This is a genomic window from Pseudoalteromonas luteoviolacea NCIMB 1944 (genome assembly GCF_001625565.1).
Taxonomy (GTDB): domain Bacteria; phylum Pseudomonadota; class Gammaproteobacteria; order Enterobacterales; family Alteromonadaceae; genus Pseudoalteromonas; species Pseudoalteromonas luteoviolacea_F.
The window spans coordinates 34,487-56,156 of sequence record NZ_AUXS01000011.1 but is presented as its reverse complement, the minus strand read 5'-3'; the positions used below and the strand labels follow the sequence as shown (position 1 = coordinate 56,156).

General features: G+C 42.1%; 16 protein-coding genes. 5 read left to right on the top strand and 11 right to left on the bottom strand.

Annotation, left to right across the window (positions count from 1 at the left end; genetic code table 11):
- The first annotated feature begins 101 nt into the window (after window positions 1–101).
- On the top strand, window positions 102–1,571 hold the full coding sequence (locus N483_RS00660) for an alpha/beta hydrolase (RefSeq protein WP_023398157.1): 1,470 nt from the start codon (window positions 102–104) through the stop codon (window positions 1,569–1,571).
- Window positions 1,572–1,682: 111 nt separating this feature from the next.
- Here N483_RS00660 and N483_RS00655 read toward each other — a convergent pair whose 3' ends face one another.
- On the bottom strand, window positions 1,683–2,096 hold the full coding sequence (locus N483_RS00655; protein WP_023398158.1) for an MAPEG family protein: 414 nt from the start codon (window positions 2,094–2,096) through the stop codon (window positions 1,683–1,685).
- A gap of 96 nt (window positions 2,097–2,192) precedes the next feature.
- Between N483_RS00655 and N483_RS00650 the strand changes: the two genes are divergently transcribed.
- Together N483_RS00650 and N483_RS00645 are read left to right on the top strand one after the other, a co-directional pair.
- A complete protein-coding gene (locus N483_RS00650) occupies window positions 2,193–3,158 on the top strand; it encodes a GlxA family transcriptional regulator (RefSeq protein WP_023398159.1) in 966 nt (321 codons plus the stop codon).
- Between the two features lie 98 nt (window positions 3,159–3,256).
- Window positions 3,257–4,426, top strand: coding sequence for a DUF1624 domain-containing protein (locus tag N483_RS00645; RefSeq protein WP_023398160.1), 1,170 nt, complete (start codon window positions 3,257–3,259; stop codon window positions 4,424–4,426).
- Here N483_RS00645 and N483_RS00640 read toward each other — a convergent pair.
- The 9 genes from N483_RS00640 to N483_RS00605 all read right to left on the bottom strand — a co-directional run bounded on the left by N483_RS00640 (window position 4,413) and on the right by N483_RS00605 (window position 12,500).
- Window positions 4,413–4,880: a hypothetical protein gene (locus tag N483_RS00640; protein ID WP_196764395.1), complete on the bottom strand. Its 468-nt coding sequence runs from the start codon at window positions 4,878–4,880 to the stop codon at window positions 4,413–4,415. The two genes, N483_RS00645 and N483_RS00640, sit on opposite strands and share 14 nt — an antisense overlap.
- 38 nt (window positions 4,881–4,918) lie before the next feature.
- Window positions 4,919–5,719 (bottom strand): PhzF family phenazine biosynthesis protein, encoded by an 801-nt coding sequence (locus N483_RS00635; protein WP_023398162.1) that lies wholly within the window; start codon window positions 5,717–5,719, stop codon window positions 4,919–4,921.
- A 552-nt stretch (window positions 5,720–6,271) separates the two neighbouring features.
- Window positions 6,272–6,481, bottom strand: a complete 210-nt coding sequence (locus N483_RS00630) for a cold-shock protein (protein WP_023398163.1) — start codon at window positions 6,479–6,481, stop codon at window positions 6,272–6,274.
- Between the two features lie 309 nt (window positions 6,482–6,790).
- Entirely contained in the window at window positions 6,791–7,030 is a 240-nt protein-coding gene (locus N483_RS26810; RefSeq protein WP_155250724.1) for a hypothetical protein, read from the bottom strand.
- A 100-nt stretch (window positions 7,031–7,130) separates the two neighbouring features.
- Window positions 7,131–7,580 carry an N-acetyltransferase gene (locus N483_RS00625; protein WP_023398164.1) on the bottom strand — a complete coding sequence of 150 codons (450 nt, stop codon included), beginning with the start codon at window positions 7,578–7,580 and terminating at the stop codon, window positions 7,131–7,133.
- A gap of 63 nt (window positions 7,581–7,643) precedes the next feature.
- Window positions 7,644–8,306: a C39 family peptidase gene (locus N483_RS00620; RefSeq protein ID WP_023398165.1), complete on the bottom strand. Its 663-nt coding sequence runs from the start codon at window positions 8,304–8,306 to the stop codon at window positions 7,644–7,646.
- Window positions 8,307–8,618: 312 nt separating this feature from the next.
- Window positions 8,619–10,247 carry a methyl-accepting chemotaxis protein gene (locus N483_RS00615; protein ID WP_023398166.1) on the bottom strand — a complete coding sequence of 543 codons (1,629 nt, stop codon included), beginning with the start codon at window positions 10,245–10,247 and terminating at the stop codon, window positions 8,619–8,621.
- Between the two features lie 530 nt (window positions 10,248–10,777).
- Window positions 10,778–11,125 (bottom strand): DUF5329 domain-containing protein, encoded by a 348-nt coding sequence (locus N483_RS00610; RefSeq protein WP_023398167.1) that lies wholly within the window; start codon window positions 11,123–11,125, stop codon window positions 10,778–10,780.
- Between the two features lie 166 nt (window positions 11,126–11,291).
- The gene (locus N483_RS00605) at window positions 11,292–12,500 is read right to left on the bottom strand and encodes a YncE family protein (protein WP_052027348.1); all 1,209 of its coding nucleotides are present in this window, start codon (window positions 12,498–12,500) and stop codon (window positions 11,292–11,294) included.
- A gap of 532 nt (window positions 12,501–13,032) precedes the next feature.
- Between N483_RS00605 and N483_RS27580 the strand changes: the two genes are divergently transcribed.
- On the top strand, window positions 13,033–13,161 hold the full coding sequence (locus N483_RS27580) for a hypothetical protein (protein ID WP_023398169.1): 129 nt from the start codon (window positions 13,033–13,035) through the stop codon (window positions 13,159–13,161).
- Complete coding sequence (locus tag N483_RS00600) at window positions 13,136–14,746, top strand: serine hydrolase domain-containing protein (protein ID WP_023398170.1); 1,611 nt, start codon at window positions 13,136–13,138, stop codon at window positions 14,744–14,746. The genes N483_RS27580 and N483_RS00600 overlap by 26 nt, the downstream gene beginning before the upstream one ends.
- A 42-nt stretch (window positions 14,747–14,788) precedes the next feature.
- Here N483_RS00600 and N483_RS00595 read toward each other — a convergent pair whose 3' ends face one another.
- Window positions 14,789–21,586: a non-ribosomal peptide synthetase gene (locus tag N483_RS00595; RefSeq protein WP_023398171.1), complete on the bottom strand. Its 6,798-nt coding sequence runs from the start codon at window positions 21,584–21,586 to the stop codon at window positions 14,789–14,791.
- Window positions 21,587–21,670: the final 84 nt, after the last annotated feature.

Below are 21,670 nucleotides of genomic sequence, written 5' to 3'. Positions count from 1 at the left end.
ACCAGTTACACCTTGTTACATTCATGTGAAACACCCAAAAACATCTAAATATATGAAATAAATACACGTCTTTACTTTTAGTATGTCAACAAGGAACCTTTATGAAACACGTATCAAACTTACTTGGCTGTCTCGCTTTGTCCGCCTCAGCTATTGCAAGTGCATCAATATTTCCAGATCCACAAGCACTGCTCACACACTATTTAGAAGGTAAGCCCACACACGGAAGCGCACCACTTGAAGCATCAATGGGCTATTTTCAACACCATGATGCTGCATTGCGGGATATGCTAAACAGCGGCTCTCCAGAAATTGCCGGCATTTTACAAGGCGCAAGCTATTGCTTTGCTGCCGTTGCCAGCAAGCCCGCTACAAATTTATTGCCAACGCTTTATAGCCAAGATGGTCAGTGTAAAGCACTGTCAGCAGACAGTGCGCGCAGAAGCTGGTATTACACAGATGCTCAGTGTACAACTGCAATTGAGTACAAAAATGAGTCTGATACCGAGTTTTGCCTAAGAGAGTTTGATTTTCGTGCAGAGCGCTACGGCAACAGTGAAGACCTCAATTATGTGCAAGATGCATGGATGCCTGGCTATAGCGCCACATTGCCAGTTACAACAAAACCACAAAGCTTTGCCGAGACACCATTAGTACAACGGACAACTTATAAAACAACCTATAATGAGCGCGGTAGCTGCCACTTGGAAATGCGGGTGTACAAAAATGCTAACAATCACAGCGCGACACCAATTATGATGATCCACGGTGGCGGATGGCTAGAGAGACTCGGCACAGCACGCACAGCAGAAGCGCAAATCGCGCACTTTACAGACGCAGGTTTTGTGGTGTACATGCCATTTTACCGCTTAGTCGAGGATAGAGAAGCTGGGCCTGCATGCAATCAAGTAAACATTGAAGACAGTAAGCAAGATATTCGCGATGCATTTTTGTGGGTACAAGCAAACAATGCAAACTATACAACCAGCGATAAATCGGTGCGCATTACAGGGCAATCAGCTGGCGGTCACATGGCAGTATGGCTGTCTCAGCAATTCCCAGCCAAAGTTGATAAAATCGCCCCCATGTTTCCAGTGCCTGACTTTGCTCACCAACTTAAGGAAGTGCAAGATGGTAGTTATGTTCATGGCTATATTGAAAGAATGATAGCAACATTATCTGGTAAAGCACACTGGCAAGACTTAACTGGCAACGAGCCTGTAATAGTAAACAACAGCTTATTGGAAGCTATTGAGCAAGCGCCACACCTCGCACCTGATATGTTTATCAGTCACGGAATGGCGGACACCATAGTTTCTCCAACTCAGTCTCTAAGACTCTGTAATGCATTGGCTGGTAATATTTCATCAGGCCCTGCACAAGCTAATGGTCTCGCTTTCACCAAGCAGTATGCTCAGGTTCAATGCCGTACTGGCAGCGAATTGCATTTACTAGAAAAAGCTGAACACCACTTTGATGGATGTGGCTTAGGTTTGTGTGATGTTGGTGGCCAAGATGGGCTTATCGCAACACAGGCATTATTGGATAACATGATTGAATGGTTGAAATAACCAAGCCCTACAAAGTTTCAATCTCACTGCGCCACAACAGTTAATTTGTGGCAAACAATGATACCAACCAAAGCAAGGCAAACGCCTTGCTTTTTTATACATCATCGCACTTCAACCTAAAATCATCAGCGTAAACCAAGCTATCCACCCGCCAAATAAGCTCAAGCTTGAAAGTGCAAATGCAACGGTACGCTTTCGAATGTTGGTTGAGCGAATATGCTCATAACAATGCCAGTATCGAGACACGACGAAAATAAACGCCAACATGTACCAACCAATGCTGGCGATAGACTCGATATGCAGCAGTGCCAAAAGACAAATAAACAAAATCGGCTGCTGATATTGGTTGTCATAGCTATTCCCATACAGTCGAGTTCTGTCGTTCATTTCATCCTTTAGCACATAATTAACGGCTTTTAGCGAAAGTTCACCTCTTTTGACGGCTGTTATTCTTAACCTTGCTGTCGCTAGCCAAAGCCATAGAAATAACAGAACTAACGCAAAAATGGGGTAATGGATCCACATAGATATTTCCTTTAAAAGATCAGAGTAGTGTCACTTTACAGCAGGCTTCCCGCCCCCTAAAGTGTCACTAATGACAACATTAAAGGCGAAAACGACATGAAGGTAGCGATTCTATGTCAGCAAGGTGTGATGGCCAGTGCACTTACCGGCATTATCGATGTATTGAATGTGGCTAATCTCGTTATGAAAACAACCTTCTACCAATGGCAGATTGTGTCACTGGGTGACGAGTGTATTGTCAGCAGCCAAGGTCTGTCGTTTAACGTGGACTGCACACTGAACGAACTTAATCACTTTGACGTTTTAATTATTATCGGCAGCCAATACCAAGGAGATAAACGCCTCTGGCAGGAATGCCGCACGATAAGCTCCTATGCACCGCTATTGAGTAAAAAACTAAAAGGCATTTCTGCGCCAACCTTAGTTGCTGGGTGCTGTGGTGTTGCGTATGCGGCAGCGCTTGGCTTATTGGACAAACAGCGTATTACTGCCAGTTGGTGGCTAGAGGCGTTTTTTAATCGCTACTTTCCTGAACTTAACTTAGATACATCACCTATTTATCTGTGCGACCAAAAACTCTATACCGCAGGTGCTGCCCATAGCTATATGTATGTCATGCTCGCGCTCATTAAACAACAAATAGGAGAGGATATTGCACAGCAAGTCGTGAGCTGGTTGGCGATACCTGAGCCTCAATTGCGCCAAACCGCATTTATGATCAGTAGTGCGCTCGATTCACATAAAGACACCGCTGTTCAGGCTGTTCAAATCCATATCAAGGCACAATTAAAAACGAACTTTACGCTCAATGAGTTGGCCAAAATAGCCTGTGTATCTGGCCGCACGCTGATCCGACGCTTTAAATCTGCTATCGGTATGACGCCATTTGACTATATTCGCTTGCTGCGTCTTGAAAAAACCAAGGAGCAGCTGATTTACTCCAATAAACACTTCGCCGATATTGCAACTTCCGTTGGCTATCAAGACCCACAGGCGCTATCAAAACAATTTAAGCGTCATTTTGGTAAATCTGTCTCTGCTTTTCGAGAGCAATTCGACTAAGTGTAAGAAAAGTGACACTCTTTCACTTCATTAAGCCGCGCATATTGAGAAATTGAACTAAGGTTAATTAACATTAAGTTCACAATAAGACAATCTACGTGGCAAAGATAGACAGACTGTACTCTCTAGATATTCTCAGAGGCTTAATTATTGTCCTCATGGCGCTTGACCACACCCGGCGCTATTGGGCCGAAACCCCCTTTTCACCTACCGATTTAGACCAAACAACGCTAGCATGGTTTTTAACTCGTTGGGTCACACACTTTTGTGCCCCCTTATTTATCTTCTTAACGGGGATCAGCGCATATTTGTACGGCCAACAAGTTCAGTCTAAAGCGGTTTTACGGAACTACCTACTCAGTCGTGGGGGCTGGCTGATTTTACTAGAGCTCACAGTCGTCAATTTTAGCTGGCAGTTTGGCTATGATGTGGTTTTTTTGCAGGTGATTTGGGTAATTGGTTGTTCTATGATTATCTTGGCCGGGATGATATATATACCGTTAAATTTGCTCTGTATTTTATCGTTCTCAGTGATCATCACACATAACGCTCTGAATGATCATGCTATTCTAAATTGGCTTGGGCAAGATAGGGCTTGGCTTTGGCATTTACTTCACAGCCCAACCACATTTAACCTCACAGATCAGCTCCAAATTTTCGCTCTGTACCCTTTAGTTCCGTGGTTTGCAGTCATGTCTTTAGGTTATTGCTGCGGCATTTTGTTCAAACTCAATGCGGGCTTGAGATACAAGGTGTTTGCCACGATCGGTGGGATCACAATTGTTGTATTTGCACTTTTAAAGCTGGGTAATATATATGGTGAGCCTAATTTATTTGTGCCCGATCCCTCATTGATCACGTCTATCATGTCGTTACTTAACAACAGTAAATACCCGCCCTCTTTGGTATACCTGCTGATGACAATCGGTCCAGGCCTACTTGTTTTGGCTTCCCTTGAATACGCACAAATACGCAGCTTTTCTCTCAACTGGCTTAATAGTTTGAAAATACTCGGCGGCGTGCCACTGTTTTACTATTTGCTCCATATTCCGGTTATTAACCTCAGTGCACAAATATACAGCCACTTAACCTATGGCCAAACCATAGACTTTTTTAGCACGCCACTTGATTGGCCCAGTAGCTATGAGCCTAATCTCTGGGTTGCCTATATAGCATGGGTAGTCATTACATTAGCATTGTATATTCCTTGCAAATACTACTTGGCGCTGAAACGAACCCACCACAGCCCCTTACTTAAGTACTTGTAGAGCTTGCGGGTGCCATTTTTATATTTGGCACCCATTTTAGAGCCAAGCAAGTCAAAATACCGCACATAAACCAAATAACACTGGCAATAACTGAGAATAGCGTAACCAGATCAATAAACACCATGCTTAGTACCAAGCCAGCAAGACCTCGAATCACGCACAATATTCCAATCACCATTAGGGCCAAATAAGTGAGCGGTAAACGCCGGATTAAACCTGCTCCGGCTAGCGCATACGCGCCACATATTGCAAACAACAAAGAGACACCCACAGTAGCAACAGGTGCCAGCCACGTGCCATGTTTAGCAGACTCCACCAGTATATTTGGGGCCAACTGCGCACGGTAGCATGCTTCTCCCAACCAAATACATGACATATGTGCAACCACTGTCACTGCGGCCATCAAAGCCACAAAGATCAATCCAAGTACCGCTATTTTTTGTTTGTGCATCATGGTAATTTCCTCATTAGATGACCTCATCAACAGCCGTTTTATACCGTTATATGACCTTGCAGATAAAGCACAGCTTCACCGATCACTGTGACGCGCTGGGCTGAAAAGTCGACTTCACACACAAGGTGTCCCCCTCGCGCTGAAGCTTGAAAGGCATGTAATACATGCTTGTCGAGCTTCTTTGCCCAAAAAGGCGCAAGGCCGGTATGAATTGATCCAGTTACAGGGTCTTCCTCTCCGCCATTGGCTGGCCAAAAATAGCGTGACACAAAATCATCATTAACTCCTGGTGCACTCACCACCACATCCAATGGGGCCAACTGCTTAAGTAGCTCGGCATCATATTTAACTTGTTTTACATCCGTATCCGTATCGTAAATTGCAAAATACGCTTGGCGATTTTTCAGTATTTCTTTAGGCTCGACCGATAAGCCTTTTATTAATGCGCTTGGCACATCAGATAGCGGTTCTGGCATTTGCATCGGAAAGTTCATTTCCAACTTCCCATTACTGAGCTGTGTTACTGTTAAGCTGCCAACTGTTTGTGTTGTAAACTCGACAGAACTGTTCAAGCCTAAATGATTAAATAATACAAACGCTGTGGCGAGTGTTGCATGGCCGCAAAAGGCAATTTCGGTTAACGGTGAAAACCATCGGATCTGATAACTGTTTGAACTACCGCGCACGATAAATGCGGTTTCAGATAGGTTGTTTTCAGCTGCAATATTTTGCATTAACTCTTCGCTTATCCAAGCATCTAAAGGCACAACCGCAGCCGAATTGCCTTTGAATTGAGTACTGGTAAATGCATCAACCACATAAATAGGTAGCTTAGCCACTTTCTTGATTCCTTTGTGTTTAACAGGCTATCACTGTACCCGATTACACTAAGCAAAAATACATAAATCGAGATAAGAAATAAGTCGTTACAAAAGAGAAGAACAACGCATCTCACAGCTGCACATGATCAATCCACAGCGGTACAATCAATTGCAACAAGATGCGAAATAGCAGCAAAGCCATAGGTCGCACATTTCAACTAAAATTGTTTGTTTGATTGGGTTTAAAGCGAATTTAATCACAAGCGTCTTGCAATAAGTATTGGCTGAGCAACATGGTAAATTTCTGCTTATAAAACAAGGAGCTACTTTTTGAGTCGCAGCTTTGATCTGTTGTTACTTAAGAAATAAGTACAATAGAGTAATAAGCAGACATATCGAAAATTCGTAGCAAAGTTTTACGAGGCAGTTTCAAAAACTATATTTTCAGGAGTATCTAAAGCGATTTTGTAATTGCAGGGAGATTTGCAAACGTTCTGGATTTGCGGGGCAGGAAAAGTTCGTCGAATAAACAACAAGGTGCAGCGGTTCGCCGCACCTCGACATAACTGATTAAAGTACAGTTACGTTTTCAGCCTGAGGACCTTTAGCGCCCTGAGTTACTGTAAAGCTAACTTTTTGACCTTCAGTCAAAGTACGGAAACCTTCAGACTGGATCGCTCTGAAGTGAACAAAAACGTCGTCGTTACCATTTTCTTGTGCGATGAAGCCAAAACCTTTTGACTCGTTAAACCATTTTACAGTGCCTGTTACTTGAGACATAAATTACCTATTTATATTAAAATTAAAAAAAATGTGTACAGTATCGGAAGTAAATGAGTGGCTAAAATTAGGTTTTATGACAAAAACAGAAACTAACGCAAACAACAAATAAATCAAATATCTTCATACGCGGCGTATAATACACTGAAAATCTTTTTTGTCGAGCATTTTTACCAAAATAGTTCAATTTTTATTCAGAACTTTTGTTGTAGTTTAGACTATCGCTATTTTTAGGCCGCAAAGCGCCTGCGATTCGATGTAACAGTAATTCTTTTTGTATATCAGAATACTAGAACTCAACATCAAGTTTTACATACGTGTATGTTGTTGCCAACGTCGCTTTGCTCGAAAAGGCCCATATTTATCTCGTTCCTTTTTCGAACATAGACTAAAGAAGCAATTCGGCTGACAAGCTCGAAGCTCAGCGCTGCGAGTTATCATTTCGCTGAGGTTTGGCAGCACAGGAATAAAAAGCAAACTCAATGGCACTATCAAGTCAAACGGAAAGTCAAACGGAAAGTCAAACATAATAGTCATCAAACCGGTCATACACACTACTACCAATAAAACTGAACAGTGCAACAACCAAGTGGCTCTGAGACACCAAGCCCTTTGGCTTCTTTTAGTTAAAATCTTTTTGTCCACAAAGCTATTGCTCCGCGTCAATGCACTGCTCACACTGCCAACACATAATATATTGATTTTGACCCGTCATCGCGTCTTCCTGTTCACCGATAATTTCAAAACCTTGTCGTTGATAAAACGCCACGCTGGCAATGTTGCGTTTATAAACTGACAGTTCCAAATTATTACAACGTGATTTTGCATCTGCGATCAGCCGCTTACCCACACCTCGCCCCTGCTTTTCAGGCAATACAAAAATCGCAGCTAAGGTATTTTCAACCAATGCATAAAAACCGATAATTTCATGGTTATCCAAATACACATAATTATCTGAACTGGGTAAATAGACATGTCTCATGGTATCTTGATGGTCACGCCAAAAACTTTCTGGTACAAAGTGATGGGCTTGCTGGGAAGCTGCAAGCCACACCAGCAAGACTGACTCAATATCTGATGAACGACCTTTTCTGATCATGATATTCCTCACTAACCCATTCAAATTTAATCGCCAGCCCCCTAAGAAACCGCCCAGCTATATTTATAGCTGAATTTGAATTTTTTTACGCTCAGTATTAAAAGCAACGGCGTAATAACGCAATCTTGGATGCTCCACATTCCATAAGTTTAAAAACTCTTCATAAGTTTGTACAACACGCCGCGCCCGTTTTGCATCATTTAAGTACACCAAACGCTTAGCCTCATCGTACCCAACCACCACACGATAATGGCTTTGCGATTTAGGTAACTCCCAATATTGAAATACAATTACCGGGATCCCACTGGCAATGTATGTCTTAACGTGATTAAACAACTGAGCGCGTTTTTCATCGACGCTCTCAGCCCCATCCATTTTTTTGCCTAACTTAATGCTACGCGTCTTGCCATATTGCTCTAAAAACCCCTGTAAATAAGTCACTTTGGTGCCTGGATAGTCGGCCCAATCTCTTGGGTAGTTGTTCAAAATACCTGAGCGAACAAATACCGGCGCATCTTCATAATGATGTAAAATAGACTCTGCTATATCATATTGAGTATAGTGTTTAATGCCCCAATACTTAAAAATCATTTCTATGGTCGCAGGACCACACAGCTTCTTACCTTGCTCGACGATGGGGACATTCAGCACAATTTTTTGCGAGTTTTTTGCTTCATTAACGAAAGAATAGGATACAAAAATTAAAAATATGACCCACTTAACCACTGTCTTTCCTTGATTTTAATCAACACCACTAATTAAAAAAACTAAATAATATCAGTTATAAAATAATTATAATTTACAAATTGTACAGAATAATAAATACAAATACAGAGCGCACAAATATGACAGCTAAAAACCTTCCCAAAAAACTTTAATATTTTTCAACTTAAAGAGTTCTTAGACATAATAAAAAAGCGAACCATATAGGTTCGCTTTATAAATATTAGTCTACCGAGACAATTTTAATATACAACATTTAGTTTTTTCAACCAAGGTGTGACTTTTACGATACTGCTTTTGAATAAAGCCCATCATTTACAACTTAAACTGCTCGACACTTGATTTTAGGCCATGTGCAAGCTCACTGATTTCATGACAAGCTTGTGACGTTTGATTTGCACCTTCAGTCATTTCAACAGCTGCTACATTAATGTTTTCGATATTGCGATTAAGTTCTTCGGAAACCACTGACTGTTCATTGCAGGCCGCAGCGATTTGTGTGCTCATCGCCGCAATGCTGTCAATTTCTTGCTCTATTTTGGTGATTGTGTTGCTAACAGTCTCAGTCTGCTGAACACACACATCGATGCCCTTTTGGCACGTTCTGGTAGCTTCACCTGTCTCTTTTGATTTCAATTGCAAATCGCTCACAATTTCGACAATCTGAGTTGTTGAATCTTGCGTTCTTTGCGCTAATGAACGTACTTCATCAGCAACAACTGCAAAACCTCGTCCCTGTGTACCAGCGCGTGCTGCTTCAATTGCTGCATTTAATGCCAGTAAATTCGTCTGTTCAGCAATTTCTCTGATAACGTCAACGACGACATTGATATTTTGCGAGTTTTTCTCGAGGTTTTCTGCGAGGTCACCCGCTCGGGTTACGGTGTCTGCGACACTCGAGATCTGTACAATATTACTTTTAAGCGCAGCGCTCCCTTCACGTGATTTCATGTTGGCTTGATTGGCCGACTCGGCCCCCATTTCCGTGCTTTTAGCAACTTCAGATACTGCTGCTTGCATTTCAGTCATAGCAGACGCGACCGATTGCAACTCATTTTGTTGATTTTGCATACCTGTGGCATTTTGCGCAGAGATCATATTGACCTCTTCCACTGCCGTCGTTAACTGGATAGCGCTGTCATTAATCTTAACCACAAGACTATTGAGCTGCTCGCGCATTCTCTCTAAAGAAAGAAGCAATGACCCTAGCTCGTTTTCACTTAAATCGTGTGTATCAATTCTTGAACTCAAATCACCATTGGCGATATTACCAGCCAAATTCTTCGCCTTTTCCAATGGCTTTCTGATTGCACCACTGAGCACAAAACAAATTAAAGCGATCATCACCGCTGATATCAAAGCACAAATAACAATCACAGTGATCACGGTTCCAACAGCACGGACCGCTGATGTTTCTGCTTGACCAACATTGTCGCTGTTTATTTTGCCAAGTTTAGTGAGCTCTTCCATAGCATCTGAAAAAAAAGTATAGCTATTGAGCACAATGTCGTTTGCCTTAGCAACATCTCCACTGCGCACTAATCGATTAAAACTCGCCGTCGCTGACGCATACTTTCGCCACGCGCGCTCAAACGCATCAAACTGAAAACGCTCTTGATCCGAGACGTTCAATTTACTGTAAGCCGATATTTTACTATTAATACCTGACTTTAACTTATCTAAAGTGACTAACCATTCATCCAGTTCTGGATGGTTTGGGTTTGTGGCAACACCAAATTCATCTTTTCTAATGGTGGTCAATTCAATTTGCAGATCTTTAACGATTTCAACTGACGGTATACTCGTTTGTACTATGAATCCAAGGTCTTCGCTGATCCCCTTTAGTCCGTTGTAAGTCACAAGGCTTACACCCAAGAAGACCAAAAATACCGACGTAAAGCTTAAGCCGATCTGTTTAGAAATTGACAAGTCTTTTAATGCCATATTGTGTTTATTACATCCCTAAGTTAACAATGACTGAAATATGCTAAAACCAGTAAAAGATCACGCTCGTGATCCTTGAACCGGTTCTATTTAATTCGATTAAATGTGTTTTTTAGTCACAAAGACTAGTGGTAACTGCGTTTGGTAAGGCTTGCAACTTTGATAGGCCACGTGTCACGTCGCTAGCTGCTTGAAAGTGCCTTATATATTTAAAAGCCCCTAAAATACAAAGCTCTAAATTGAAGGCGTATTATAATGGAAACAACAAACCCTTGGAATAATTTAATCATTAACAATTGGTTTTTTATGTTATTAAATTATTATATATGACAGTTATCTGATCATAAAAAGGTCAAAAACATTAAATTTAAATAAAGAATTTTCTATTCCCTAAAATCTCTTTTGTCACATTTAAAAATTAAATGAATAGCACAACCTAATAAATATTACTTTAAATTTGCATATTCAACTTTCGGATATCGCGAGTAAAGCATAAGACTTCTGAACAAAGAACGTTCTCTTTTAATTGTCTACTCCTCTCTATACCTCGCAAGCTCCGCTAACAACCATTCACTGCTTTTTATTATGGGTTTATTTTGACAGTGTATTTGGTAGTGCTTGCCAGAGAGACTACTTTTTGTTGCTGCCAACCGTATAAAGTCTTCCGCTGAGTTGATATCATCTTGATAATAATTATATTTTTTGTATATATGAGCTTTTGCATCTTGAGCACTATGTATTGTGCCATTGCGCTCATACTGACAATTAGCAGCTTCAATAAATGCGAGTAAATGCTGTATTTCAGTACTCATCGCGCCAAACGCTTTCAGTGAGCCAAATGTAAAAATAATAAAAATAGCTGATAAAATTAGCTGCATTTTAATCCTCAAAATAGTAAAGATAGGTACTTCCCAGATTAAAATTAAGACGTGCCACAGAGGGAAAAGGTTGCATTTGAGGTTGTAATTTTTTTGCTCAAACATCCAATCCAAAGAAGTAACGCAGCGAAAGCGCTGCGTTACCCTGATGAAGCTTCAAAGTGTGTTACTGAACAGACACAATGCCTGTTTTTGAATTGTAAATGATTTTACCCGGTGCCCCAGAAGCATAACCATAGTGGCAGCTACCTTTGCTTGCTTTTATCACCTTATATTCACCAGCCTCGGTAGAAAAGTACCACTTGGTACTGCCATCTGCTTTTTTTCTGCCTTTGCCATTGCGATTAAGTGTGTATTGATGCTCTAAAAAGTTGTTCCACATCCGCGCGCAGCGGTTGGCATTGGGGTTTTTAGTAAAACGATTGTGTTTGTTTAACTTGTCTTTCGACTCAACAGGAAACCCTTGATCATTAAAGTTAAAAGTACCGTCTTTAAAGCCCGCTAAATTCGCCACCTTGTTGCTGTTTCCGTTAGCTAGCCAGAATAAATTGGCCTTGTCGATCTCTTTTTGGAGCGCGTTTGCTATCACAGGTAAAGTATCACCACAGCCTTGGACATAGGTTAAATCGGCAATGTGCGCTGGACCGTCCATGACGTAGGTTGCTTGGGCAGTTTGTCCGTCCAGAGTATATATTTTTGCGTTTTCACCACTATTTCTAGCAGAAACATAGATGGTGCCATTTTCGTCAACCGCTAAGCCTGACGCCCAGTGTAGGTTGTGCTCACCAATTTCATTTAATGTCATAGTTGCTTCATCAAGAACGTATAGTGCCTTTGCATTTAGTACATATACGAAGTTACCATCCGCTGAATACGCTATATCACCATGATCAAAATCGTCATATGTTGCGCTGTCAGACTTCATTTTCCCCAAAACTGTTTTTTCTCCAGTTATTAAGTCAAATTGGTACATGTAAGTCTGGCTGGTCGCTAATAAATAGTCTCCCGATGGAGAAACCGCCGAACGTTTGATCGGAAAACTAGTTGTATCAGCAATTTCACGTTGCTGCATTGATTGCATATCAAACTCATACAACTTAGACGCGTTTGTGTCGCTATCGATCCGCTGCATGGTATATAACTTCTCACCTAGTCCAGCAATATTGCTCGATGCAAATGTAGCACCTGGCACTTCTCTACTAACCTGAGCATCAGTATCTATGTGATATATTGCACTGTGACCATCACCCGAAAACCTGTCAATCGCAAAAAGTCCGTCTAAACAGGTGTTTTCATTCGCAAACACAGAAAAGCTTGTCGCCAGAGATAGAAGCACTACCCCAAACTTACTAAAATATTTGTCTGTTTTTTTCATAAACACACCATCAATCGTTTCTACTGCCTTAGTATTATGCAAAAATCGAACCGTTAAAATATTTGATTCCACAAACCACTGAAATTAGTAATGTTAAATTTGTTTTCTATGTATTCGTTGCCATCTAGTCATGAATTAGCCAGTACAAGCATTTATGTGTCAATTTCACGTCCTTAGTTCGTGAATTCGATATATGGCGACTTTTTAATTTTAAGTTGTTGAATTGGTTGAATAGAAAAGCTCCAATAAATAGTTGACCGTAATATTGGAGCAATGAAGTCAGTATTTCTAAAATGCGAAAATTCAGTAAGCAATTTTCTGTTTTGCAATTTGCGATTCGCAAAATAGAAATTTTTCTCAAAATGCAAAATGAGCCAACCTTTAATCTCAAAACAAATTAGCTTGCCCAATTGCGCTGACTTTAATTGGCCCCTGAGTTAATTTTAATCGTCCCTATATCGTCTACAAACAGAGTTGCTTAGCTACTCAATCTAAGCTACCTAACTCAACCCAATATTAATTAAGGACAACCATGAAAAAAATAGCATTGCTCTCGACCTTTCTCGCAGGTTTTACGGTCAGTCACACTGCTCTAGCACTGACTCAGCCAGAATTGAACCAGATCACTCAGCAAATTGAACCAGATCACTCAGCAAATTGAAAACAGACTATCAGAAGAAAAAATCACTGGAATTTCAATTGCTGTAGTCAAAGACAATACGCCATTAATGTTGGACGGGTTTGGCTTTGCCAACATCCAAACACAACAGCCCGTTACGTCAGATACCCAATTTAGGATCGCTTCAATCACAAAAACCTTTGTTACCCTCGCGGTTTTAAAGCTCGTTGATGAAGGCAAATTATCTCTTGATGACAGTGTGTACAAACACCTATCGGATTTTATACCCAAAGTATTGCCAAACAACAGTGATAAAATAACTGTACGTGACTTGCTTACCCATCAAAGTGGGATCCCTTCAGGATGGTATCGAGGTGATGAGCCAACGACCACGCCAGATCAAGATCTAAATTCACTGGCTGCGTTGCTAAGCGATGAATACTTGGTTTGGGATCGCGGCACAATCTCAGCGTACAACAATAATGCGTTTGCCCTCGCAGGTTTGTTAGTCTCAAGAGTTAGCGGGCAAAGTTGGCAAGCATACTTACAATCAGAGTTTTTTGATCCTCTCGGCATGGACTCTACTTTGAGCCATCTGCCAAACGGGCCGTTACCAACAAAGATGGCTGAAAGTTACAGCGGCACACAAATTGAGCCAAAATATGCAGCACTAACCACCCCAGCTGGTGGCATGATCTCTACTGGTAATGATATGGCGCGCTATATGCAGGCAATATTGGATAGCTGGAATTATAATAGCCATGCAATTTTGCCCGCATCTTTGATTAAGACAGTTCGCAATGTCCAAAATGATCATGTGAAACTTGATGGCGACCACCAAATGGGACTGGGCTTCTTCATTGAATCATATAACGGCCATATCGCTATCAAACACGATGGTAGTTATCAGGGCTATGAAAGTTCAATGTACATAGTACCTGAATTAAACTTTGGCGTGTTTGTCACAACTAATAACAGAGTAGGTGCAAGCGCGGTTGAAGACATCGCCAAAGCAGTGACGAGCATGGTGGCTCAACAGTCACCAGGACCGTTCGAGCAAACATCAACTCCCCAATTAGATGAGTCCAGTAAAACGCTGGAAGCGGGTGCTTATGTGGGCACAAGCAGTGTATTTATAGAGCAAAATCCAAGTGGCGAGTTTAGTGTTTTCTCTGAAGGGTTCGGCTATAAGCCGCTCAAAAAAGTAGCAGCGCAAACATATCAAGTTCAGGGAATAGACTACGATATAAAAATAAAACCGACCGAGGCCATAGAGGGAGTCCGCTTTCTTTATGACGGAAAGGATTACGCGCACGTATTTAGCAAGCTAGTTACTACGCAGTTAACCCCGGAGCTTGAGCAGTTACTTGGGTATTATCAAATCCAATCCGACAACCCGATACTCGGCGATCTTATCTTAGAGTACGCGCCAGAGTTGCAAGCCTTGGTGCTTGTCTCGGTTAAGTATGGCTTTACTCGAACAGTAAAGGTAGTGGGCGACAACTTACTTCAAGTACAAGGGTATGGAAGAGGCATCGGTACAGTGTTTGACTTTAGCCAACCAGGAAAGTTAAACGGACTTGGCTATCAGTTTAAAAAAGTACCCGCGCCAATTAATGCTAAATAAACAAAGCCACCCTCTATAAAAAAGGACCCGAAGGTCCTTTTTTTACTCTATGTTTTCAATGGCATCGAAATATTGCGCTATCATCACGTCTGTCAGCGCAGGCATTGGCAAATTGAGCTTTTCCAACGACTGCCAAGTTTTACTAGCATCAATTGGCGCGAAAACACTCGACTCGTCTCTATGACGCTCAGCTGATACTTGCCGCATATCATCAGTAAACAAGTACTCTCCTGTGATTGCTTTTCCTGTTTCTTTGAGTGCAACCAATGCCGCGATAAAGTCCTCGTAGCTGGTTAATGATATAGGCGCTTCAAGTACTTTGTTGCGGGCGCGTACCAAATCGACAAAATAGAGCTCTCGAGAGTTTGATAGGTGATAGACCGGTAATAGCTTTGATTGGTATACCAAGGTGCCAATGGCTTGTGCAACATAGTTCACAGGTATAATACTCGTTTGAAAACGCTTATCATCAAAACACAACCCAAGGTGTGAGGTCAGTTTCATCAGCATGGTTAGCCACTGTTCGTGGTCGCTTAAGCCCGTATTTACACATCCAGATATTAACCCCAATCGAATCACACTGATGTCAAAACCACGTTGTTGTGCTTGCTTAATAAGCAACTCCGAAGCCCATTTGGTGGATACATATCCCTCACACGCGGTGTGATTTTGTAGCTCCAAAGATGCTAGTTCATCTGCAATTTCTCGCTGTTTAAGTACCGCGGTCGTTGAAATGTGCAGTAAGCGCTTAGCCTTTAGGTGCTGCTGTAAGGTGATCAGTTCTATCGTACTATCAACGTTGGCAGGTTTCATTTGCTCAAATTGTGCTAGGTGATCCATGTACGTCGCCGCATGGATAATTAAATCAACCTGCTCGGCAACACGAGTATAGCTTGGCTCACTCATACCCAACTTTTCTTGTGATAAATCACCCACAACAACATTGATCCGGCTTCTAAATTCGTCACGCCACAAATGAGCCTGCTTTAAGCTCTGCTCTATTCTCGCTTTGCCATGTATGCCATCTGATGCTCTAACTAGACAATAAATTATTGCATCGGGAGCAGTGAATAACTGTGCCAATAAATAGCGTCCAACAAATCCAGTGGCACCCGTTAAGAATATCGTTTGCGCTCGCTCTACATCAGACTTGAGCGGAGATAAATGTACAGGCAATGTAAATTGCGAAGGCTCAACAAAGCGCTTCGTTTTGGGTTTGAACTCTGACAACTGCCGCACGGTTCTGTGGCTATATAATGACCGTAATGAAAAGGCTTGCCCGGTTAAGTGTTCAATCTTGTGTGCCAATTGCATCGCCAACATAGAGTGTCCACCCAGTTCAAAAAAGTCATCATCTATACCTACTTTAGGCGCTCCCAATAGTTCCCTAAATAAAGCGCAAAGCCGTAATTCAAATTGATCTCTTGGTGCAACGTAACTGTGCTGCGACTCAAAATGTACTTTGGGCAAGCGACTTTTGTCCAACTTTCCATTTAATGTATATGGAAGGTTATCAATTTGAATGTATTCACTGGGGTGCATAAATCTAGGAAGCTGCTGCTCTGTATTGCTGCGAACACCAGTGAGTGAGAGCTGTGTATTAGTGCTACAGATATAAGCAACCAAATGTGTGTGACCGTGGTGCTCAACATCAACAACCGCAACACTTTTAATGTCTGCGTTTTGCAATAAAACGTTTTCTATTTCACCAAGTTCTATTCTATATCCGTTGATTTTAACTTGATTGTCATTGCGCCCAAAGTATTCAAGATTTCCATCATATCGCCAGCGTACCAAATCCCCCGTTTTATACATTTTGCCATCTTTACTGTCACTATACGGATCAGGTAAAAAGCGTTCATTTGTGAGTTCTAGGCGATTTAAATACCCGTCCGAAAGCCCCTCTCCAGCTACATAGAGCTCTCCGACCACCCCTATTGGCACTGGCTTTTTATTGTTATCCAGCACATAGACTTTGCGCGAATTAGCAGGTTTACCAATAGGTACATTCGTACCCGTAAACCCATGACAAGAGTGCGTCGTCACTATGGTACTTTCAGATGGACCATATCCATTTATTAAGTATTCAGGGCAACACTCAGATGCCTGCAGTTTAGCAACAGTATCACTATTGGCAGCTTCCCCACCAAAAATAAGGTACTTTAGGTTCGCAAAACAACTGGGGTCAAAACTATGTAGCCCATCAAATAACGACGTAGTTAGCCACAATATCGTTATTGATTCACGCCGCAACAATGCGCGAATATCCTCGAAACTGGGTTGCTGTTGCTCGGGAATAACCAAGGTTGCGCCATGACATAGCGCGCCCCAAGTTTCAAACAAAGCCATATCAAAATTAGGATTGGCCAGCTGGACCAGCCGATCTTGGGTGGAGAATTCAACATATCCGTTATTTTGGATCAGAGACACCACACCACGATGAGATGTTTTCACCCCTTTTGGAGTCCCCGTTGTGCCAGACGTGTAAATCACATAAGCCAATGCATCAAGGTTTGTAACTGGCGCTAGATTATGGGTTAAGCTGTGCTTACTCATTACTTGCTGGTAAATAACGAAATCGCAATCCAAACCGCGGATCTTATCTACATGTTCATCGCAGGTGATCACACAAAGAGGCTGACAGTCCTGCAACATAGTGTCAATTCTGTGTTGTGGATAGTCCGGAGACACCATAACCACCGCTGCACCTAATTTCAGGACTGCCAGTGCACTGACAACCATGTCGATACCGCGAGTTTTTAATACCGCAATATGTGCCTGCTGCGGCCAATGGCCGCGCTCAAAACAAGCCAATAATTCGTGAGCTAGCTGGTTTGCCTGGCTATTCAATTGATGATAGCTCAGTGATTCACCTTTAAACCTAAGTGCAGTTTTCTCTGGACGAATATTGGCTTGCTCTTCAAACAAAGCAGGCAGCGTTAAATGGCGCAGCGGCGTTGAGTGCTCTGGCCTACTCCATACATCTAAGAGCAACCTGTGTTCTTTTTCATCTATGACATTGACCGTACTGAGCCTTGTACTTGGCTGTTTTGTAAACTGCGTCAAAACGCGCTTATACATTTGTGCAAAACGCGTCACCGACTCACACTTAAACAAAGACGCTGCATAGTTCCAATCTATTTCGATCTCTTCTTTACTGTCATCGATAAGTATGGTCATGTCGTACTTCGCTGCCGTATAAGCACGCAGATGTTCAAACGTCATTCCAGAGGGCAGATCTTTTTGAGCTAAAAACGCTTGTACGCTAAACAACACTTGAAACAGAGGAGCGCGAGATGCATCAAACTCAGTGTCCGTCGCCTGTACAATATCATTGAGTGGCAACGCCTGATGCTCACGCACTTCAGAGACACTGTTAATTGTCAGTTGAAGCAACTCTTGCAGTGAGACATCGTCATTTTGCAACACAACTCGGATCGGTAAGGAGTTAACAAAAAAACCGATTAAAGACTGTGTTTCAGATACATATCTATTTTCAAATGGCGTACCAATGATCAAATCATGTTGCTGAGAAAGTTTATGGCTCAGAGCAAAAAAGGTGCTTAACATCACATGATATAGTGTTGTGCTATGGGCTTTCGCACTTTGCCTAAGGGCTTGCGAAAGTGACTTGTCTAATTTGATGTACTGACTCTTACCTTTGTAATCAAAGCTTGTCTCCCTCGGCGCATCATAGGGCAATAACAAGGCATCATTTCCAGCCAAATACCTTTGCCAAAAAGCGGTTAAATCCGCTTTTGTCGCTCCTTTAAGCTCTTCACGTTGCCAACTGGCATAATCTCTATAGCTGATCTTAAGTGGTAATATCTCTCCTTTACCCTCATAAAAATATGTCAGCTCATTGAATAGAATGTTCAACGACCAGCCGTCAATCACAACATGGTGAATATTGAGCAGTAATTGTCGGCTGTGCGTTTTTTCCAATAGCACGAACTTAACAGGTAGCCCCTCACTCAAGTCAAACACTTCATTGGCGAAATACTTGAGTCGCATTTGTAACGCTTGTTCTGAATCTACTTTTTCATGGTGCAACGTATACTTAGATTTAGATATTTGAGGGTATACTTGCCGCCCATCCTTCCAGCGATATTGGGTTTTTAAGATAGTATGTCGCGCAGCGACTTGCTCAAACGCAGACAAGAATTTATCGCAATCAAATTCGGGGCTTAGCTCAAACAAAAAAGGTGCGTTGTAAGCACATTCGGCTTCCTTTATTCCTTGAATAAAAAGTAGGCGCTCCTCGGCATATGACAGTTGTTGCTCACTTGCTTTTGTAATAGTGAGCGCATTTTTAGGCCGCGCCAAACGAGAAATCGCAGCAATATTTGGATTGAGTAATAACTCATTGAGGGAGATCTCCAGTTGCAACGTTTCTCTGCAAATTGCCAAAATACGAAGAAACATCAACGAGTTTCCTCCCAATTGAATCAGATCGTCCGCGATACCGAGGCGTTCGACATGTAATACTTGCGCAAATAACTTACATAGCTCACTTTGCAAAGGCGTGATTGGTGCCACGTATTGTGCTTGGCTTTGCTGGATAAACAACTCGATGAGAGACTGCTTATCCACTTTGCCATTTAGGGTCAGTGGTATTTGAGTTATAAAGCAAAGGTTGCTCGGTATCATATGCGCAGGGAGCTCTGTGCTAAGGAAATGCAGCAACGCACGCTCACAGTTTGCATCGTTTTTATTATGTGACTCATCAAGCTGAATAAAACTTACCAGCTTATGTCCATTTGTAGCCTTGATGGCAAATGTATGTGCTTGCTTTATTTGTGGCAGTGTCACAAGCGTTTGGTCTATTGCCTGTAGCTCTACTCGATACCCGTTGATTTTCACTTGCGCATCTCGTCGACCAATAAACCGTATATACCCTTGGCTATCAATAAAGCCCAAATCGCCAGTTTTATACACCCGCAGAGGTTTACCTTCACTGTCCATCGAGACAAACCGTCCCTGCTCTTGTGCTTTGTTCAAATAGCCTAATGCCAGTCCTGCGCCCGCAGTAATAATCTCACCCGCACAACCATGTGGTAAGCGCGCCCCTTTGTCAGACACAATGGCTACGGCAGTACCATTAATCGGCAGACCAATGGGCAACGACTGGTCACTCGGCCAAGTTTTTGGAATCAAAAAGGTGCTCGTGAATACGGTATTTTCTGTCGGTCCGTAGGCATTTACAATTTGTATATCTGAATTGTTTTGATACACCAGCTTTACCTTTGAAGGTAATACTACGTCCCCCCCGACCAGTAACTGATCCAAACCAGAAAACAGACAAGGATCAATATCTACTAAAGTGTGAAATAATGCAGCTGTTAAAAAACAGGTATTAACCTGCGTGCTAAACAATGCGCCTAGATTTTCTGGTGTTACATATGCTTCTTCAAGCATATAAAGACAGCCACCGTTTAGCAGCGCCCCCCAAATCTCAAACGCAAAAGCATCAAAACTCTGATTGGCAATACACAACATGTGGGTATTGTCATCAAGCACTGTAAAGTTGGGATTAATGACTAACCTCGTGATCCCTTGATGTGAACACACGATCCCTTTTGGCTCTCCGGTCGACCCCGAAGAAAAGTTGATGTAAAAAGGGCTATCAGCCGCTAATTCTACCCCTCGATAGGCTTTATCTGGACGACAGCGCAATTGCTCTAAGCTAAACTGCCTGCAAGCCAATGTGGTTTTGACATCAGGGCAGATCACCGCCTTAGCGCTACTTTGTTCAACAACAGCGTTTACTCTTTCTTTGGACTCCTTCGCAGAGATAGGGATATACACAGCCCCGGTAAACAATACCCCCGTTATTGCCAGCAAAAGCTCTAAATTACGAGGAAGGATCACCACAATACGGTCCCCTGCTTGCACACCAGCTGATTGCAATGAAGCTGCAATGTTTTCTGCCTGCTGCTTTAACTCTCGGTATGTAAGCTGCTGCTCTTGGCAGCGCACTGCTATTTTATCAGAATAAAGCGAGGCAACCTGAGTAAACAGCTCCAAAGCACTTTTGCCATCTTGATAGCCGTTTTTTATTGCTGAAAATTCCGGGATACAGGTAGGCTCTCCCATAAGATAAGACGCAAAGATTTCTGAGATAACTTTAACAGACCGTTCACTTATAAGCTGGCTATTCCAACGCCATGTGAAAACGATTTTTTGATCTAAAAGCCGAACATCAATACCTATCTTTTGTTTTTCATTGAGGCTCGGTGAGTAATGTTCCATATCCTGTAAACCCAACCACACTACTTCACATTCTGAGTCTAGATTGTGGGTGTTCAGTGCGACTGTATCTAAGTATCCCAGCTCAATGTCTTGACGATATAATTCGGTAAATTGCTCAAGCGTTAATGACTTTCCCTGTGCGGTACTTCGGACAGGATATACTTGAAAACCAAGGGCTGAGTCCTCGGGTAAAGACACTTTTATTAGGCCATCAGCTTGACCAGAATAAGTTGAAAGTGCCTGATTCAACGCATAAATAACCCGGCTTTGTAACTGACTCTGTGCTTGTGTTGTGCTGGCTTCTGGCTGTTTTAAATCACTAAATTGCCAGTATTGAGTAAACATTCCTCGCTGCTCATCCGGTAAACACATGCTATGTAGAACCATAGGCTCATACCCACACAATCGCGCTCGCCAATGAGTATCTTGCAACTTAATGTAATCAATTAGCCGCTGTTCATATTGATTTATCAGTGTCGATTGTTTGTCGGTGAGAGGAGTGTTTGACTTAGTGACAAGTCGCTCGTTTTCAAGAATCAATTCAATGCCTGATGCATAGAGTTGCTTTAACACATTTTTAGCTTTCATAATTAACCACTACGTTATTTTCCTTGTTAATTTCTGTCCATTGCCGATTAAGGAATGAACACCTCAATATGCCAACACATTAAA

What these genes read in the sequence shown, in the direction of transcription:
- N483_RS00655 (WP_023398158.1), bottom strand. Translation starts at nt 2,096, where the DNA reads ATGTGGATCCATTACCCCATTTTTGCGTTAGTTCTGTTATTTCTATGG.
- N483_RS00650 (WP_023398159.1), top strand. Translation starts at nt 2,193, where the DNA reads ATGAAGGTAGCGATTCTATGTCAGCAAGGTGTGATGGCCAGTGCACTT.
- N483_RS27580 (WP_023398169.1), top strand. Translation starts at nt 13,033, where the DNA reads ATGAAAAAAATAGCATTGCTCTCGACCTTTCTCGCAGGTTTTACGGTC.
- N483_RS00640 (WP_196764395.1), bottom strand. Translation starts at nt 4,880, where the DNA reads ATGATGCACAAACAAAAAATAGCGGTACTTGGATTGATCTTTGTGGCT.
- N483_RS26810 (WP_155250724.1), bottom strand. Translation starts at nt 7,030, where the DNA reads ATGACCGGTTTGATGACTATTATGTTTGACTTTCCGTTTGACTTTCCG.
- N483_RS00610 (WP_023398167.1), bottom strand. Translation starts at nt 11,125, where the DNA reads ATGCAGCTAATTTTATCAGCTATTTTTATTATTTTTACATTTGGCTCA.
- N483_RS00615 (WP_023398166.1), bottom strand. Translation starts at nt 10,247, where the DNA reads ATGGCATTAAAAGACTTGTCAATTTCTAAACAGATCGGCTTAAGCTTT.
- N483_RS00605 (WP_052027348.1), bottom strand. Translation starts at nt 12,500, where the DNA reads ATGAAAAAAACAGACAAATATTTTAGTAAGTTTGGGGTAGTGCTTCTA.
- N483_RS00595 (WP_023398171.1), bottom strand. Translation starts at nt 21,586, where the DNA reads ATGAAAGCTAAAAATGTGTTAAAGCAACTCTATGCATCAGGCATTGAA.
- N483_RS00660 (WP_023398157.1), top strand. Translation starts at nt 102, where the DNA reads ATGAAACACGTATCAAACTTACTTGGCTGTCTCGCTTTGTCCGCCTCA.
- N483_RS00625 (WP_023398164.1), bottom strand. Translation starts at nt 7,580, where the DNA reads ATGATCAGAAAAGGTCGTTCATCAGATATTGAGTCAGTCTTGCTGGTG.
- N483_RS00630 (WP_023398163.1), bottom strand. Translation starts at nt 6,481, where the DNA reads ATGTCTCAAGTAACAGGCACTGTAAAATGGTTTAACGAGTCAAAAGGT.